Origin of the sequence: Algoriphagus oliviformis, assembly GCF_017254915.1 — a bacterium.
GTDB lineage: Bacteria > Bacteroidota > Bacteroidia > Cytophagales > Cyclobacteriaceae > Algoriphagus > Algoriphagus oliviformis.
The window spans coordinates 112,207-128,947 of record NZ_JAFKCT010000003.1; the positions used below are offsets into that span (position 1 = coordinate 112,207).

Annotated in this window: 16 protein-coding genes; 9 read left to right on the forward strand and 7 right to left on the reverse strand. The window is 52.3% G+C overall.

The features are described 5' to 3' along the window. The first annotated feature begins 18 nt into the window (after window positions 1–18). The 5 genes from J0A68_RS08700 to J0A68_RS08720 all read left to right on the forward strand — a co-directional run bounded on the left by J0A68_RS08700 (window position 19) and on the right by J0A68_RS08720 (window position 5,262). Window positions 19–933, forward strand: a complete 915-nt coding sequence (locus J0A68_RS08700) for a hypothetical protein (RefSeq protein WP_206577819.1) — start codon at window positions 19–21, stop codon at window positions 931–933. Between the two features lie 79 nt (window positions 934–1,012). Then, window positions 1,013–1,609 carry a DUF2911 domain-containing protein gene (locus tag J0A68_RS08705; protein WP_206577820.1) on the forward strand — a complete coding sequence of 199 codons (597 nt, stop codon included), beginning with the start codon at window positions 1,013–1,015 and terminating at the stop codon, window positions 1,607–1,609. A gap of 209 nt (window positions 1,610–1,818) precedes the next feature. After that, entirely contained in the window at window positions 1,819–2,292 is a 474-nt protein-coding gene (locus J0A68_RS08710) for a hypothetical protein (RefSeq protein ID WP_206577821.1), read from the forward strand. A 301-nt stretch (window positions 2,293–2,593) separates the two neighbouring features. After that, window positions 2,594–3,694, forward strand: a complete 1,101-nt coding sequence (locus tag J0A68_RS08715) for an acyltransferase family protein (protein WP_206577822.1) — start codon at window positions 2,594–2,596, stop codon at window positions 3,692–3,694. Between the two features lie 158 nt (window positions 3,695–3,852). Next, on the forward strand, window positions 3,853–5,262 hold the full coding sequence (locus J0A68_RS08720; protein ID WP_206577823.1) for a TlpA family protein disulfide reductase: 1,410 nt from the start codon (window positions 3,853–3,855) through the stop codon (window positions 5,260–5,262). 259 nt (window positions 5,263–5,521) lie between these two features. Here J0A68_RS08720 and J0A68_RS08725 read toward each other — a convergent pair whose 3' ends face one another. The 5 genes from J0A68_RS08725 to J0A68_RS08745 all read right to left on the reverse strand — a co-directional run bounded on the left by J0A68_RS08725 (window position 5,522) and on the right by J0A68_RS08745 (window position 10,893). Beyond that, complete coding sequence (locus J0A68_RS08725) at window positions 5,522–6,913, reverse strand: sulfatase-like hydrolase/transferase (protein WP_206577824.1); 1,392 nt, start codon at window positions 6,911–6,913, stop codon at window positions 5,522–5,524. A gap of 253 nt (window positions 6,914–7,166) precedes the next feature. Continuing rightward, window positions 7,167–7,703: a pyridoxamine 5'-phosphate oxidase family protein gene (locus J0A68_RS08730; RefSeq protein WP_206577825.1), complete on the reverse strand. Its 537-nt coding sequence runs from the start codon at window positions 7,701–7,703 to the stop codon at window positions 7,167–7,169. A 64-nt stretch (window positions 7,704–7,767) separates the two neighbouring features. After that, window positions 7,768–8,124 (reverse strand): hypothetical protein, encoded by a 357-nt coding sequence (locus J0A68_RS08735; RefSeq protein ID WP_206577826.1) that lies wholly within the window; start codon window positions 8,122–8,124, stop codon window positions 7,768–7,770. Window positions 8,125–8,732: 608 nt separating this feature from the next. Then, complete coding sequence (locus J0A68_RS08740) at window positions 8,733–9,983, reverse strand: AI-2E family transporter (protein ID WP_206577827.1); 1,251 nt, start codon at window positions 9,981–9,983, stop codon at window positions 8,733–8,735. A gap of 1 nt (window position 9,984) precedes the next feature. After that, a complete protein-coding gene (locus J0A68_RS08745; protein ID WP_206577828.1) occupies window positions 9,985–10,893 on the reverse strand; it encodes a diacylglycerol/lipid kinase family protein in 909 nt (302 codons plus the stop codon). Between the two features lie 63 nt (window positions 10,894–10,956). Here J0A68_RS08745 and surE point away from each other — a divergent pair, with 63 nt between their 5' ends. Next, window positions 10,957–11,694: a 5'/3'-nucleotidase SurE gene (surE, locus tag J0A68_RS08750; protein WP_206577829.1), complete on the forward strand. Its 738-nt coding sequence runs from the start codon at window positions 10,957–10,959 to the stop codon at window positions 11,692–11,694. 84 nt (window positions 11,695–11,778) lie between these two features. Here surE and J0A68_RS08755 read toward each other — a convergent pair whose 3' ends face one another. Together J0A68_RS08755 and J0A68_RS08760 are read right to left on the reverse strand one after the other, a co-directional pair. Next, window positions 11,779–12,627, reverse strand: a complete 849-nt coding sequence (locus J0A68_RS08755; RefSeq protein ID WP_206577830.1) for an SDR family oxidoreductase — start codon at window positions 12,625–12,627, stop codon at window positions 11,779–11,781. A 45-nt stretch (window positions 12,628–12,672) separates the two neighbouring features. Next, window positions 12,673–12,921: a Rho termination factor N-terminal domain-containing protein gene (locus J0A68_RS08760; RefSeq protein WP_206577831.1), complete on the reverse strand. Its 249-nt coding sequence runs from the start codon at window positions 12,919–12,921 to the stop codon at window positions 12,673–12,675. Between the two features lie 242 nt (window positions 12,922–13,163). Between J0A68_RS08760 and J0A68_RS08765 the strand changes: the two genes are divergently transcribed. From J0A68_RS08765 to J0A68_RS08775, 3 genes are all read left to right on the forward strand, one after another. Next, on the forward strand, window positions 13,164–13,628 hold the full coding sequence (locus J0A68_RS08765) for a DUF305 domain-containing protein (RefSeq protein WP_206577832.1): 465 nt from the start codon (window positions 13,164–13,166) through the stop codon (window positions 13,626–13,628). 128 nt (window positions 13,629–13,756) lie between these two features. Then, on the forward strand, window positions 13,757–14,203 hold the full coding sequence (locus tag J0A68_RS08770) for a response regulator (protein WP_206577833.1): 447 nt from the start codon (window positions 13,757–13,759) through the stop codon (window positions 14,201–14,203). 1 nt (window position 14,204) lies between these two features. Next, the gene (locus tag J0A68_RS08775) at window positions 14,205–16,688 is read left to right on the forward strand and encodes a PAS domain-containing sensor histidine kinase (protein WP_206577834.1); all 2,484 of its coding nucleotides are present in this window, start codon (window positions 14,205–14,207) and stop codon (window positions 16,686–16,688) included. Window positions 16,689–16,741 lie beyond the last annotated feature (53 nt).

Here is a 16,741-nt window from a genome sequence, read left to right on the forward strand (position 1 = left end):
AACCCGCGAATTCCTTACATGAAAAAACTATTGAAACGAACCGCATCCGCGATTTTCGGGAACAAGAAGACTGTCTTGGTCGAAAGCGAAACGCAGCTGCTGGCGCTGGGTGCTCTGCTCTCCAATCAGCAAAAGCTGATGAATTCCGACCGGATCAACGATTACGAGTTTAAGATCTTCAGCCAGTTTGGCGACGATGGAATCATCCAGTTTTTGGTCAATAATATTCGGATCGACAACAAAACCTTTGTCGAGTTTGGGGTGGAAAACTACCTGGAGTCCAACACCCGCTTTTTGATGATGCACAGCAACTGGTCGGGCTTTGTCATGGACGGCTCGGAGGCAAATATGGATTCCCTGCGCCGGAGGCCCTGGTATTGGAAACATGCCCTGGACTGCCAGGCTATTTTCATAGACCGTGACAACATCAACGGACTGATGGAAAAGACGGGATTTCGGGATCTGGGATTGCTCCACATCGATCTGGACGGCAATGACTACCACATCCTGGAGGCCATGGATCTTACGGTACTGAATCCCTCCATCCTCATTATGGAATACAATGCCGTCTTTGGAAGCGAAAAAGCCGTGACCGTGCCCTACGCCGCGGACTTCTACCGCACCCGCGCCCACTTTAGCAACCTATTCTATGGCGCATCCCTCCCGGCGCTGGACTGGCTTGCGAGAAAAAAAGGCTACCGACTGGTGGCCTGCAACGAGGCAGGCAACAATGCCTACTTCGTCAGGGAAGACCTGCTAAACGAAAAAATCAAAGAAGCGAGCCTTGCCTCTTCCTTCAGAGCGGCAAAATTTCGGGAATCCAGGGACGAGGAGGGAAGGCTGACCCTGCTCGGGCAGCGGGCACGCCAACAACAAATCCGAGGGATGGAGGTGCTCAACGTCCTGACCGGAGAGTTGGAAAAATTGCCCTGAGCCAATCCTTGACCCGTCGCTAAGCCTTAAGCAGTTTTTTAGTAGCTTTCCCGTCCAATCCAATTTTAAACACAACCCCATGAAAAACACCAAATCCCTCTTGTTGGCCTTTGCGCTGATCTTCGCTTCCACCTTTGCCGCCATGGCCCAGCTGCAGACTCCTGCTGCCAGCCCTGCGGCTTTTGTCTCCCAAAATGTGGGCTTCACCAAAATCAGCGTGAGCTACTCCTCTCCGGGCGTGAAGGGGCGCAAAATCTTCGGCGAGCTCCACAAGTACGGCGAAACCTGGAGAGCGGGCGCCAACGCCCAGACCATCATCGAGTTTAGCACCGGAGTGAGCGTCGGCGGCAAAAACCTGCCCGCAGGCAAGTACTCCATCTTCATCACCCCCGCAGCCTCCGGCGACTGGACCATCCACCTCAACAAGAAGGCGGAAAGCGTCTATGCCTACACCAAAGACGGCAAGATCGACGAAGCGGCAGTCGCCGCTGACGATGCAGTAGCGGTGAAAGCCAGTCCCAAGATGGGCGAAAACACCGAGCGCTTGAGCTATACCATCTCCGCTGGCGACAACAAAGTAGCGACGGTAACCATGGCTTGGGAAAAAGTCGCCGTCTCCTTCCAAGTGGACACGCAGGTGGACCAAAAACTGGAACAGTTCAAAGGACAGTTCTAGGAGGATGTCGGGTGTCCGATGACCAGAGACGGGTATCCGATCTCTGCTGGACGATTCCCTCGCAAACCATTCCAACTCCCGTCTAGCTCAGCTGGCGGGAGTTTTTTTTTCTAATCCCAAATATTCAACCCATAGATGCAGTTGATTTCCGATAGAATAAAGAATAAATTCAAAGAGAAATTATTTTTTCAACCGAAACTACTCTTCATATGGACTACAACCAAAAGCTAGAGCAGCTTCTCGACTTCAGCCTCGAGGACTATCCAAGTTCTGCCTATTCTTTGATCGAAGAGCGATCGGTAAAGCGCTCTAGCTTTCCGGAATATTACTCCTACCGCTATCCCGAAAAACCGCTTTATGGGCTTTTTGAAAAGATAGAAGTAGTGACCGAAAACTATGTAACAAACCGTCGTATTTCCCTCATAGTCGAGAAGTTCGATCTTTCCCAACTTCCAAAACTCTCCGCTCTCGTAGCCGACTTGGTCGAAATCTACGGTGCGGACGAGCATCGGCGTCTATGGCTGGACGAGGACGAGGAAGAAGACATCCGGCTGGATCAGTGGGAGGTCAGGTACTGGGAGTTTCCGCACAATCAGGAGTTTAGGGATGTCTTTGTCTATCTAAAAGAACAACGGCTGAAGCTGACCATTTATGAAAGGGGGAATCTATTGGAGGTTGACTAGATCTCCGATTGACAGCCCAGACCTGGCCGATCACTCCTAGCGAAGGAAACCTGCAGCCGGAGACCAACTACAGCCGGCCAACCTCCTCCAAGGAGCTCCTTTTCTACTGACCGATGTATCAAACCAATCAGTTTTCAGCTTGCAAACGCCAGCTCCCCAAGGGTTGGCTTTTCTCTTATCTCCCGAATCCACCGCAAAACAGGTGGGAAGTCCAGGCGAAAGCCGGTGCTCCGTCGATCAAAATTCCCAGTCGATAGTCCTGGACTTTCCCTATCTTCATCCTTACCCAAAAAACCACACCATGACCGCCAACCCACTGCCAACCCAAAGACTGGTGTCCCTGGATCTATTCCGCGGACTCACCATGTTTTTGCTGGTCGCCGAGGCCGCCCATGTTTACGACGCCCTGCTGGAGCTCCATCCCGAGGGCAGCAGCCTACACCCTTTTTTCCTCCAGTTTACCCACCACGAGTGGAACGGACTGCGGTTTTGGGACTTGATCCAGCCCTTCTTCATGTTTATCGTGGGCGTGGCCATGCCTTTTTCGCTCAACAAACGCCTGGCGCTGTCCGAAAACCGTAGTGCCGTCACCCGCCATATCCTGAAGCGTTGCCTGCTGCTCTTTCTCTTCGGCACCGGGCTGCATTGCATCTACGCTGGAAAATTGGTTTTTGAACTTTGGAACGTACTCACCCAGCTCTCCTTCACGGTGTTGGTCACCTACCTTCTCATCGACAAGGGCTGGAAAGTCCAACTGGGTACTTCCCTGGCATTGCTCGCGTTGACCGAGATCCTTTATCGAGTGTACAATCCCGAGGCGCCCTTCGTCCATGGCAGCAACTTTGGCAACTACACCGACCAGCTTCTGATGGGCAAGATCAACAACGGGGGCTGGGTGGCGATCAACTGCATCCCGACGGCCGCGCACACGATTTGGGGAGCGATCTGCGGCAACCTGCTGCTTTCCGCCAAACCCGCTGTGGAAAAGATCAAGATTTTTGTCATCGCCGGAGTCATTGGACTGGCGATTGGCTACGGACTGGACTGGACAGGAATCACGCCCATCATCAAGCGGATCAGCACCACGGCTTTTGCCTTCGCCTCCGGGGGATGGGCGCTCCTAGCCTTGGCATTCAGCTATTGGCTGGTGGATGTGAAAAACCGACGCACGGGCATCTTCCCTTTCCTGGTCGTGGGGATGAACTCGATCTTTATCTACCTCTTTGCCGAGATCCTCGGCCGCTGGCTCAACCGAACCTTGGGGATCTTCACCAGTGGCTTCCTCGCTTGGACAGGCCTGGGAGAGCATGGACTGGCGCTGGTCTCCGCCCTGGCTACCTTGGCGGCCATGTGGGGGCTGTGCTATTTTCTCTATCGGAAGGGGATTTTCTTTAGGATTTAGATAAGAAACGAAAAAGCAAAATTCACCAACAGACTATCAGCTGTTTACAACACTTTGAAACAAGAAGATTTTTCATAAATTATAGTTAAAATTAAAGCTAGTTTATCACAACTATCAGAATGCGCTAGATCTATTGTCAATCAAAATTGCCCTACCCGATGAAACAGAATGCATTCCCCTGGTTGAAACGACTGACATTTTTTCTATTTCTGGTATCTCAAACCGTCATTAGCCAGACTATTTTGGAAGGGCAATTACCCTCGTTCCCGAATACCCGTTTTTCAATCATAGTTGGAATTTCACCGCTAAACGACTATGTGGGAACAATAGTCGGCGAGGGAAAAACTGATGAAAACGGCCGATTCAATACTGAAGTTAATCTGGATTCCGAGCAGTTGGTAATTCTTACCTTCGGAAACACACTTCTAAACCTATGGATGAAACCAAACACATCTCTAACTGTCAACCAAAGTCAAGACCGCGCCTACACTTTCTCGGGTCCATCCGCTCATGAAAACAATGTCCTATCATCCTCTGGAATAATGCAGCCACTCACGGTTCCAACCTATGTAGACCTTGATAGTTTTAAACCAAAGGAACAGACCAATTATCTAGACAGCCTAGAGAAAAAACGACTTCTCATACTCGAAGCGAACCAAGGGGTTGTATCCAGCAAGTTTTTCTCGTTTCTGAATACTGAAGCAACAAGTTTTAGCTATTCTAACAAAAGCCAATACATCGGCCTTTTAAAAGCCGCAGGCAAACTAATTGACCAAGATATCCCAAAGGACTACTTTTCCTTTTGGGATGAATTTGAAGTACAAGAGGACAGCACATCATCTCATTCCTATCAAGTTGCGCTAAGAAAATTCATCGAATTCAAGACCTTGGAAAGAACGGGAACTCTGGAATTCACCACCGAACAGGACTGGGTTGAAATGTTCTATACAGCCGATAGCTTACTCACTGAGCACCCCTATAGTTTACAAAAACAAAAAGCGATGTATTTGCTATTTCTGGTCAAGTTCTTCGATTTCCCAGAAGTTACTTCTAGAGAACTAAAAAACTACAGTAAGCAATTTGCTGCTGACCCCTCAAGTTTGCTCCTAAGCGAAATGTGGGAGAAAAAAGTGAATTCGGGTTCAATTACACCCTCTTTTCGACTAAAAGACAACAACGGTAACTGGGTCGAATCTAAAGACTTTATCGGAAAAGTGGTATACATCGACTTTTGGGGAGCCTGGTGCAAAGCTTGCATTTTAAACATGCCGTATGCCGAACAACTCAAAGAAAAATTGAAAGAAAAAGAAGTCGTGTTTCTGTATATTGACTTTTTTGACTCAGAAGAGAAATGGCTTTATGCGATAGAGAAATACAACATTACCGGAATTCATTTGAAAACAGAAAACCACGACGAGCAATATTTCAACGATATTTTTAATGTTAACGAAGGATTCCCCAGATACGCACTCATCGATAAAAAAGGAAGGCTGAGAACCGTTTCCGCTCCGCCGCCAAACTCACCAACCGCTTTTGAGTTAATTGAAAAATACCTAAATGATTTGTAATAACAATTACATAGAAAATCTCGTCAGTTACTTTTTAAAATCTCTTTTGGAAGTTCGAATTACTAACTTTTTATTACACCGGGCATAAACCTTTTCCGTCCTAATTTCTAATGTTCATGCCTAATATCTTTTATTAAATCTCTTTGAACATGAGATATATTCCTCCCTCACGGCATGGCAGAGATAAATCCCACCCCAGGTGCTGACTGTACCAGAGGATAGAGCAAGAAATTCCCTACACATATACTTCATTCAACCCCTACTTCCCAAACCTATCCGGGTGGAGCTCGGAGTATTTTTTGTCTTCGGATAGGCCCATAAAGATGGGATCCATCAGGGTCTTTTTCCACTCTTCCACCCGCTGGCTCAGCTGCGCAGCGCGCTTGGCCTCGTCTGCTGCCAAGTTTCTGGATTCGGAAATATCATTCTGGATGTCGAAAAGAAGCGTTTCCTTGGCCGTGGTGATCTGCTTGCTCTCTGGCGTGCGTACGGCAAACTTGCCCGCCTGATAGTTTCTCCAAAACAGCTGCTCATGCGGCAAGCCTTGGTTTTCCCCAGTCAGGTAGGGAACGAGGTTGACCCCGTCCAGTTCGTTTTTGGGACTAGCCTGGGAGGTAGCGGCGGCCGTGGCAAAGATATCCAAGGAGATCACTGGAGCGTCATATCGGATACCGGCAGGAATCACGCCCTTCCACTGAACGGCAAAAGGCACGCGGATACCTCCCTCGAAGAAGTCCCCCTTGAATCCCCGCAGCGGGGAATTGTCCGAGGCATTGTGGGGCGAAGGGCCGCCATTGTCGGAAAGGAAAAACACCAACGTATTGTCAGTGATGCCCAGCTCGTCCAGCTTGTCCAGCAGGGCGTCCACCCCGTCGTCCACGGCGCTCACCATCGCCGCATAAGTTCGTCGCTTGGGATCTTCGATGTGGGCGAAGCGGCTTAGGTATTTCTCGGTCGCCTGCAAGGGAGTATGTGGCGCATTGTAGGCCAAATAGATGAAAAAGGGCTCCTCATGGTGCCTTTCGACGAAGTCTACCGCTTCGCGGGACAGCGCATCCGTCAGGTACTCCGTCTCGTCTACCCGCTCGGTGTTGCGCAGCAGGCGGGTACGATAGCCGTCCATCTGGGATTTGGCCTGGGTAATGTCCGCGACGGTATAGTCCTCGGGGAAATAATTGTGCCCGCCGGAGAGAAAGCCATAAAACTCGTCGAAACCGCGCTTGTTGGGATAGAGGTCGGGATGCGCTCCCATGTGCCACTTGCCAAAAGCAGCCGTGGCGTAGCCCGCCTTTTTCAGCAGATCTGCCATGGTCTCTTCGCTGAGGGGCAGGCCCATCTGCGGATCATTCGGAGCAAAAAGCGGGTTTTTCGAAAAACCAAACCTGTCCTGATACCTGCCCGTAAGCAGGCCCGCGCGGCTTGGGCCGCAGACCGCATAGGACACGTAGCCGGAGGTGAAGACCACGCCGCTGTCGGCGATCCGGTCTATCCCCGGCGTAGGGATGTCCGTGCTGCCGTTGAAGCCCACATCCTTGTAGCCTTGGTCGTCGGTGAGGATGATGATGACGTTGGGTCGGTCCTGGGCGGGACGCTGCTGCGCAAAACTCCCGGCTGCAAGCAGCACACCGAGGAGCAGGGGGAAAATTCTCATAGCAATGGGTAAGTTTAAAAGCTTCAAAAAAGCAGGTTCCGCGAATTTAGACATTTGCCCTAAAAAACTTCCCGCTACATACATTTCACGGAATTTATTTGACAATCGGCAGAAACAGCCTCTAAAACCCAAGCATCCGCAGCTAGCCTCTCACCAGAGTATCTGATCAGAACGTCTCAACACAGCTATTCGACAAAAAAAAAGTGCAGCTCCATTCGGAACTACACTTTTACTCCCGGAAATCCGTCACCCGTCAAACGATCAGATTTCCCTCGATGGAATCATCCATCGTCGTACCCGTCACGGCACTGATCAAGACCTTGATTCCTGCGACGGCATTGCCGTGCTTGTTGTCCCAATAGTAGCCAGTATCCGGGATAAATTCGATTACAGAGATCCGAGGATCGTCCACCCCTTCGGTAAACCAAGCCTTGACGGTCGGATCCCAAAGCTCCTTGATTTTCTCGCGGTCGTCGCTGACGATCGCATGCCCATTAAGTTCGAGAAAGTCCGAATAGGAGCTTCCCTGAAAATACAGCGTCACGGTCTTGTCCTGCGCCAGCTCCATGTTTTTGACGCTGTCTTTGGCACTGAGAAACCACACGTGCCCCAGCTCATCGGTCTTCTGTACCGCCATGGGCCTAGACTGATGTGACGCGTTGAAATTGGCCTGCGTGACAAAGAAGCAGGAGCCTGCCTTGTCTATCAAGGCGCGGATTTTGTCCACGGCTTCCTTTCCCTGCAAATCCTTTTTGTGGATCTCAGGAGACTGCTGATCGATTGAATTCATGGTTAAGTTGGTTTAGTTTAGTATAGCTTTCAAAAAAGGATCACGCTCGATTCACCTTCAACACCTAGTTCAGATCCGGGCTTTTGATTTTGCCCAGGTTGTCATAGGTGATGGTATCCTTGCCGTTGATAGGCTGTACAAAGACGATTTCGTAATAGTCCGTGCCCTCCTCGTTGTATTTCCGGAGGCTTTTGATGTTTTCCAGCGAAGTCGCCTCGTCCTTTTGCAGGATGATTTTCAGGGGATCCGGCAGCAGCAGGGTATCCACCAGCGCATGCTGGCCAAGCGGTTCTATTGGCGCGGCCGGTTCCATCGCTACCTCTTCCTGCATAGCTTCGGTGTAGGAATTTTTTTCTTTCTCTCCGCAAGCGACGAAGAGCATCCCGACCAGTGCGGGATATATGATCAATTGCGTTTTCATGGTTTTCTTGGTTATATCCAGCCCAGTTCAATGGCGGGCTGTCTAACTCTTTATTTCAAAAGCTTTTCCAAAAAGCTTTTTGATGCTATTCGCCGTAAGCCTTCTCTCCAGAAAAACAAAACCATATTTCACAAAACCCTCAAAACCCATCAGATTCAAAAGGTTTTGTCAAAAATAGAGACCATTTCAAACGATGATTTCGAATCAGCTTATTGAAAAACAGAATCGAAATCGGTCCGCTTTCCGGTTTGCTAACCTCCAGTAAATCCTCCCCCTTCCCCATCTTGTGGAATCGTTGACTCAGAAGCCGTATGCCAAGAGACCTGGTTTAGCATGCTAAAACGAGGCGGGAGAAAGTAAAACGAAGGCGAAAGAAGGAGGACGACCAGGCAAAAAAAAAAAATCGGCTTGCCGACTAAAGCAGCAAACCGAGAAAAGCACAACGCTTTTAAATCAACAACTCTCCTCAATCATACAAGTAGACAAATAGATTCATCTTAGACTTGCATTTCCTCTAGCCGTGGACTGTCGTCTGTGGACCGTGGACGAGAATCCGCAACAGACCTCTTTTTGGAATGTGAAACTTTCAACATTGAGGATACTCCCATTCAATTTTTCCCCAGCTTTCCCCGGAGCTTTTCGCCCCAGCGGCTCAAGAAACCCTCTTGATCCTCGTCTCCCACGTCCTCCTCGCCCAGCATATAGCCGAGCGGCTCCAGCTTGTCCACCGAGTCAAAGACGATCTTGCAGATCCCGGCAAGGGGAATGCTGAGGATCATCCCCGCCACGCCCCAGACCGCACTCCCCAAGACCACCACGATAATGGTGGAAAGGGGATTCAGGTTCACCTTGTCCCCCACCACAAAGGGCTCCAGGATGTAGCTTTCGATAAACTGGGCAGCGCCGTAGGTCACCGAAACGACGATCAAGGACCAGGTCTCCGCGCCACCCACCAGCGCCATGACGATGGCCAAAACATAGCCGATGATCACACCCAGGTAGGGGATCAGGGACAAAATGGCCGCAATAACGCTGATCAAGATGGCATTTTCCACCCCGGCGATCAGCATGCCCGCGGTGTAGATCACCGCGAGAAAAAAGATGAGCAAAAAGCGCCCGCCGAGGAAATTGAGCGCCAGCTGCACGGACTCTTCCAGTACTTCCTTGACACGCTTTCGCTTTTCTCCCGAGAAAAACCGAAGGATGGACAGCTTGACTTTATTGCGGTAGTTGAGGAGGAAAAAGAGATACACAAAGGTCAAAAAGGAATTGCCGAGGAACCCAAAGAGGTTTACCGCGACTTGCCCGAGCTGCTTCTTCACGCCGTCGGAGATGGCTTGGCTTCCGGTTTTGGGGGATTGGGACTGCCCATTTTCAAACTTGCCTTCGGCTTGCAGTTCGGATAAGGCTTCTTCATCGCTGGTTTCGTTTTCCTGCTCGGCCTGGGCTTGGTCTTCTTCAGAAGCATTGCCACTTGGACTGTCGAGCCATTGGGGCATCTGCTCCCGCACGTTGAGCCCCGTTTTCCCCTCTATCATCTCCACGGCCTCGTTGAGCCGTGGGCTGAGCTTCTCCTCTATCTCCGGCCAACGCTCCGAGACGCTCCCCACTTGGATGGCGATCACGGCAAAAAAGGCCACGTAAACCAGAATACACAAAACGACGCTGGCAAACGACGCGAGGCCGCGGGAAACTCCCTTTTTCTCAAACTTCCGCGCCAAGGGGATGCAGACCAAGGTCAGCATCACCCCAAAAACCAGCGGAACCAAAAACACCTCGGCCAGGACCATTCCATTCACAAGGAAAAATACGCCTAGCACCAGCAGCGCAAAGCGGAGCACTATACTGTTGGATTTCATGTTAGTTCTTTTTGAAGCTTTTTGGATCGGTGTTCAGTAGCGTCAGTTGGTGCTTTTGCAGCTTGATCTTGACCTGGGGAGTACCTTCATAAAGAGACTTGTGTTCCACTACCGAGTCGTCCACATGAAAGGGCAAGTGTGTTTTGACTTTGACCTTTTTGGCTTTGATGGTCTCAAAAGGGCTAGCGACCTCCTCTTTTTCATGGGCCTTGAGGAAATCCTGCAGCTCCTTCAGCTGCTCCTCCTTGACCAGCATCACGTCCAGGTACTCGTCGCTGTGGTCGGCTTCCTTCGCCAATACCAGCTGGGGCCCCAGCTGACGGGTGTTCATCACCTCGATCCAGAGGTAGCTTCCGGAGTAGTCCTTGCCATCTATCTCGATCTCGTAGTCTTGGGCTGGAAGTTCCTTGGGCAGCTTGCGGAGATGCTTGCTGCCGAAGTCGACCTTGTCGCCATTGGGTGACTCTTCCTTTTCTCCCCGCTCGATCTGCTGCAACAGCGCGGTGAAAAGCCCCCAGCCTACGCCCTCGATGAAGCGGCCCTTTTCCCCCTCCGTCTCAAAAACGCCCACGCTCAGCTTCTGGAAATTTTCCTGCTGGAAGTTTTTGACCGTGTCGGGGTAGAAGCCTGCGATCCCGAGGCTTCCGGCGATGTTGTTGGCGTTGCCAGCCGGCAAAAGTGAGATGGGCACCTTGGAGTCGTGCAGCTCCAGGAGGATCTTCTCGACCGTCCCGTCTCCGCCGGCGATGAGGACCAGGTCATAGTTGAGTTTAAAAATGTCTTCGAAGCCCTCTTCCTTGGTGTTTTGGGCGACGACTCTGGCTCCTTGGCGCTCCAGGGAGCCGATGACCTCCGCGAGGTCAAAATCCTCGGTTCCGGCGTTGGGATTATACAGGAGAATGATTTTCATAGGGATGTTACAGTAAGCCTTGCTTGCTATTTGCATACAAAAACATGACTAAACCTACTTGCTATGAATATCCTGATCACAAACGACGACGGCATCTACAGCCCTGGAATCCTCAAACTGGCGGAAATCGCCTCAGAATTTGGCAAAGTGCGAATCGTCGCACCCCACGTGGAGCAATCTTCCATGGGCCACGCCATCACGGCAAGCAGGCCGCTTTCCTACCGCAAAACGAAAGTGGGGAATTTCGACGCATATCGAGTAAACGGAACCCCAGCGGACTGCGTCTCCCTGGGCTGCTTCCACTGGGAAAAAGTGGACATCGTCCTGTCGGGAATCAACCTGGGCCCAAACCTCGGGAACTCTATGTGGCATTCGGGCACCTTGGCTGGCGCAAAGCAGGCGGCGCTGCTTGGGGTAAAAGGAGTCGCCCTGAGTACTCCAACACAGACGGATGAATACGATTTTGAGCAAATGAGTCCTTACATCCGGCAGGTCATCGCCTACCTGATCGGAGAGGACGTCCCCATGCTGGTCAACGTCAACTTCCCCTTTGCGCCCGAAGGAATCGTCTGGACACGCCAATCCATACGGCAGTACGACGGACTGGTCAAACCCGTCGAAGATCCCATGGGCCGCCCGCTCTATTGGATCACGGTAGTCCCCTTGGAGCCAGCCGACGAAGGCACCGACCGCTACGCCATAGAGCACAACCTCGTATCGATGACCCCGCTGCGCCTCGATCTCACCAACGAATCCCAGCTGGTAAAGCTTTCAGGCAGAAAGATCTTTGACCAGGAATGAAACAGTAGGCAGGGAGCTGTTTGCAGTAAGCGGTAGGCAGTAGGCTGCAGACTGCCTACTGAACACTGCCCACTGCCACCTGCCCTACCCTCCTACGATCTCTCCTCCGTTGACGTGGATAAACTGCCCGGTCATGTAGGAGCTGTCCGCTGACGCCAAAAACACATAGGCTGGAGCTACCTCGCTGGGCTGCCCCGCCCGTCCCATGGGCGTATCCGTACCAAACTTCTCCACATCATCGAAAGTCGCCGGAATGAGCGGGGTCCAGATCGGGCCCGGCGCGACGCCGTTTACACGAATCCCGTCTGGCGCCAACATCTTGGCCAGCGAGCGGGTGAACCCCACGATCGCTCCCTTAGTGCTGGCGTAGTCCACCAGATGCTCGCTCCCCCGGTAGGTGGTGACCGAGCTGGTGTTGATGATGCTGTCGCCCGTTTTGAGATGCGACAAGGCGAGCTTGGCCAAGTAGAAAAACGAAAAAATATTGGTCTCGAAAGTCTCCAAAAGTTGCTTGGAACTAATTTCCTGCAGGGAATCTTTCGGGAACTGCACTGCGGCGTTGTTCACGAGTATATTGAGTCCGCCCAGCTTTTTGAGCGTGGTGTCCACGACTTTCTTGCAGACTCTTTCGGATCGGATATCGCCCTTGATCAAGATGCATTTCCCCCCTTCAGCCTCAACCAGTTTTTTAGTCTGCTTGGCGTCCTGGACCTCGCTGAGGTAGCTGATGGCCACGTCCGCGCCCTCACGGGCAAAATGTACGGCTACGCTTCTCCCGATCCCGCTGTCTCCGCCGGTGATGAGAGCCACCTTTCCCCTGAGCTTGTCGGCCCCCTCATATCCCTTTCGGATCACTTCCGGTTCGGGCACCATTTTGTGCTGCTGTCCCGGCAGTTCCTGCGACTGCGCTTTGAATTTCTTTGGCTTCCCCATAGCATGATGGCGTTGCGGCCTGAGCGAATCCGGCCGGACGGTAGTTTAATTGTGTCTGAGTGCGTAGATCAATTGTGCCTTGTTCATTTTGCTGCGACCGGGGATGCCCACCTGCTTCGCTTTTTCATAGAGCTCTTGCCTGGTTCTATCCTCGTAGTCTTTTGCACTTCCACCCCGCTCGCCAGCGTCTGGGGTATTGGCGATACGCGCCGCCTTCTGCTTGCTCATGCCCTCCTTTCTGAGCGCTTCGTATTTTGCATCGTCCTTGATGCTGGGCCCGTGGTTCTTTGTCATCGTTATGCCGTTTTGGGATTAAACAGATCTGGTTTTCAATGCAGTCGCTTGGATAGGCTTTCGGCTGCGGACCTATGCGGTTCAAATTTGAGACCGATCCGCCCTCACCTTTTGGGAACACAAAGAGGCCTGAGTATTGCGACACCTGTCATGAAACGAAAAAGGAGCTGAAGGAAGGGCTTTCGTGACTTTCCGAAGCCAAAAACCCTCCTCCAGCCACTCACACCCAAAACCAAAGAAAGATGGAACATCAAGAAAAAAGAGGCTCGTACGGAAAATACACCATCATGCTGGGCATCTCCTGCGTGACCATGTATGCGGCAATGTTTCTCAATGTGGACAGCCTGGGGCATATCCACCTCAGTGCTACCCGATTCTACATGACTCTACTCATGGTCTCGCCCATGGCACTGACCATGCTCTGGATGATGCCGCACATGTACCCCAGTAAAAAAATCAACTGGGCAATCTCACTTGCAAGTGTAGCGGTGTTTGCCATTGCGCTCGTGCTTCTCCGCACCCAAACTCCCATCGGCGACCGGCAGTACATGAAGGCCATGATCCCCCACCACTCCTCTGCTATTCTGACCAGTAAGCATGCCCAGCTCAGCGATCCGGAAGTGAAGGATTTGGCTGACCAGATCATCCAATCCCAGCAGGAAGAGATCGCCCAGATGGAAGCGATTCTGGATCGAATCGAGAACTAATTACATTGGTTTTCCGGGCGGCAAAAGGGGGATGTTTGTAAAAATTCTTTAAAACAACGGGGCTTTCGTCTTATATTGATGCTTTGCATCGCCACGCCTGAGCGCGTGGAGCTGATCAGCGCCCTAAAATGACAGACGAAAATTTCTCCATCCTGCTCGCCGACGACGACGAAGACGACCGCATGTTTTTCCAAGATGCCCTGGACGAGCTGCTAGTCAGCGCCACCCTGCACGTGGTCAACAACGGCCTGGAGCTGATGGGATTCTTGGAGGAAAACATGCACCAGCTGCCCCACGTGATCTTCCTCGACCTCAACATGCCCAGCAAGTCCGGAGCAGAGTGTCTGGCCGAAATCAAGAAGCACGAAAAGCTGAACGCAATCCCCATCATCATCTACTCCACGTCAGCCAATCCCGAGGTGATGGAGTCGCTCTACAACCTGGGAGCCCTGTATTATGTCCGAAAGGAAGGGGATTTTTCCAACCTAAAATCAGTCATCGGCAAAGCGCTTTCACTTTGGCAGCAAAATAGCAGTAGGCAGCCTCACCGAAGCAACTTTTTGGTACTGCTCTGACATGGAATACGCACCCAACCCATCCGATTTTCCATTCCTCGCCAAAGGCGGCGAAATGGGCAAACTCATTTTGCAAAACGACTGGAGCAAGACCTCGCTGGGGCCAATTGAGTCCTGGGAAATCAGCCTCCGCTCCACGCTCGGCGTGATACTGAGCTCCCCCTTCCCCATGTTTCTCTTTTGGGGTGAAGAGCTGTTGTGTTTCTACAACGACGCCTACCGCCCCAGCCTTGGCAACAACGGCAAGCATCCGGCGATAGGAAAAAAGGGCAAGGAAGTCTGGGCCGACATCTGGGACTTCATCGGCCCGCTGATCGAGCAGGTGATGAACAGCGCCGAGCCGGTGTCTTTTCAGGATCAGCTCGTGGCCTTCTATCGCAACGGGCGCACGGAGGACATCTATTGGACCTTTTGCTACAGTGCCGCCTACGACGACAGCGGCAGGGTAAACGGCGTAGTGGTCACCTGTACGGAGACGACCGACACCGTCCTGACGAAAAGGAAGCTGGAGGAAAGCGAGCGTAGGCTCCGATCCATGATCCATCAGGCTCCGGTCTCCATCGCCATCTTTCAAGGGCCGCAGTTCATCACGGAGATTGCCAACAACCGATCCCTGCAACTCTGGGGAAGAACGGCGGAAGAGGTACTCCACCGTCCTATCTTCGAAGCCATGCCCGAGCTGCTCTCCCAGGAGATCCAGGGTATTTTGGACCAAGTTTACCAGACCGGGGAGATTTTCAGCGCCTCTGAGTTCCCGGTGGAGCTCCGACGCCAGGGCAAGCTGGAAACCACCTATGTCAACTTCAGCTTTGAGCCCTTGTTCAACTCTTCGGGAGAGATAGACCGTACCATGGCCGTGGGGATAGACGTCACGGACCAGGTGGTCGCCCGCCAGAAAATCTCCGAAAGCGAGGCCTTATTTCGGGCCATGGCGGACAACATCCCCAATCTCGCCTGGATGGCCAACGCCGACGGATGGATCTACTGGTACAACAAAAAATGGTACGAGTACACAGGAAAGACCCCCGAGGAAATGGAGGGCTGGGGCTGGCAATCCGTCCACGATCCCGAAGTACTGGACACCGTCTTGGCTCGCTGGAAGCATTCCTTGGAGCAGGGAGAGATCTTTGAGATGACTTTCCCGATCAAGGGAAAAGACGGGAACTTCCGGCAGTTCCTCACTCGGGTCATGCCGGTCTATGACGAAAAAGGCGCCATTTCCCAATGGTTTGGCAGCAATACCGACATCCAGGAACAGAAGGACTTCCGGGACGAGCTCGAACGTCAGGTCAACGAGCGCACCGCCGAGCTCCTGCTGCTCAACGACTCCCTCAAGAAAAGCGAGGAGCGGTTTCACCATATCGTAGCCGAGGTGCAGGACTACGCCATCTTCTATCTCAACCGCGACGGTATCGTGGAAAACTGGAATGCCGGCGCCGAAAAGATCAAATACTACAAAGCCCATGAGATCGTGGGCAGGAGCTTTTCCAGCTTTTACACGGCGGAAGACCAAGTGCGAGGACTTCCCCAGCAGCTGCTGGCCACGGCCGCAAGCCAAGGCAGATCCACCCAGGAAGGCTGGCGGGTCAAAAAGGATGGCTCCCTCTTTTGGGCGAGTGTAGTCATCACCGCGGTGCACAACAACCAAGGGGAAGTCATCGGCTTCTCGAAAGTGACGCACGACCTCTCCGACAAAAAGGAAGCCGCCGACGCCCTCGAAGCTAAAAAGACCGAATTGGAGGAGAAAAACGCCGAGCTGCAGCGCATGAACAAGGAGCTGCAGTCCTTTGCCTACATCTCCAGCCACGACCTACAGGAGCCGCTGCGCAAGATCCAGACCTTTGCCTCGCGCATCCTCGAAAAGGAACAGGCCAACCTCTCCGACAAGGGCAGGGAGCTCTTTGCCCGGATGCAGCGCTCCGCCGAGCAGATGCAAGCCCTCATCAATGACCTCCTCGCCTACTCCCGCACCAACACCGCCGAGCACGTCTACCAAAAAGTGTCCTTGGCCTCCATCCTCGAGCGCATCAAGCAGGACCTCAGGGAAGAGCTCGACGAAAAACAGGGAGAGATCGTCCTGAAAGACTTTGTGGAAGTGAACGTGATCCATTTCCAGTTTCAGCAGATGTTTTACAACCTGATCAGCAACTCGATCAAGTTTTCCAGGCCCGACACCCCGCTTCGGATCACCATTTCGGCCGAGCGCATTCCTGGCACGGCAGTACCGGTGAAGCACCTGCCCCAAGACCGACACTACTGGCACATCCAGCTCAGCGACAACGGCATTGGCTTCGAGCAGGAGTACAAGGACCGCATTTTTGAGCTTTTCCAGCGCCTACATGGCAAGAGCGAGTACAAAGGCACCGGCATAGGCCTATCCATCGTAAAGAAAATCGCCGAAAACCACGGCGGCAGCATCGGCGCCTCGGGACAGCTCGGGCAGGGGGCTACGTTTGACATCTACCTGCCGGTGGAGCGGGTGTAGGGACTTGTTTCTTCACCTAAAAGCCACTGCTCCTTTTGCCTTCTTTTCCCGTA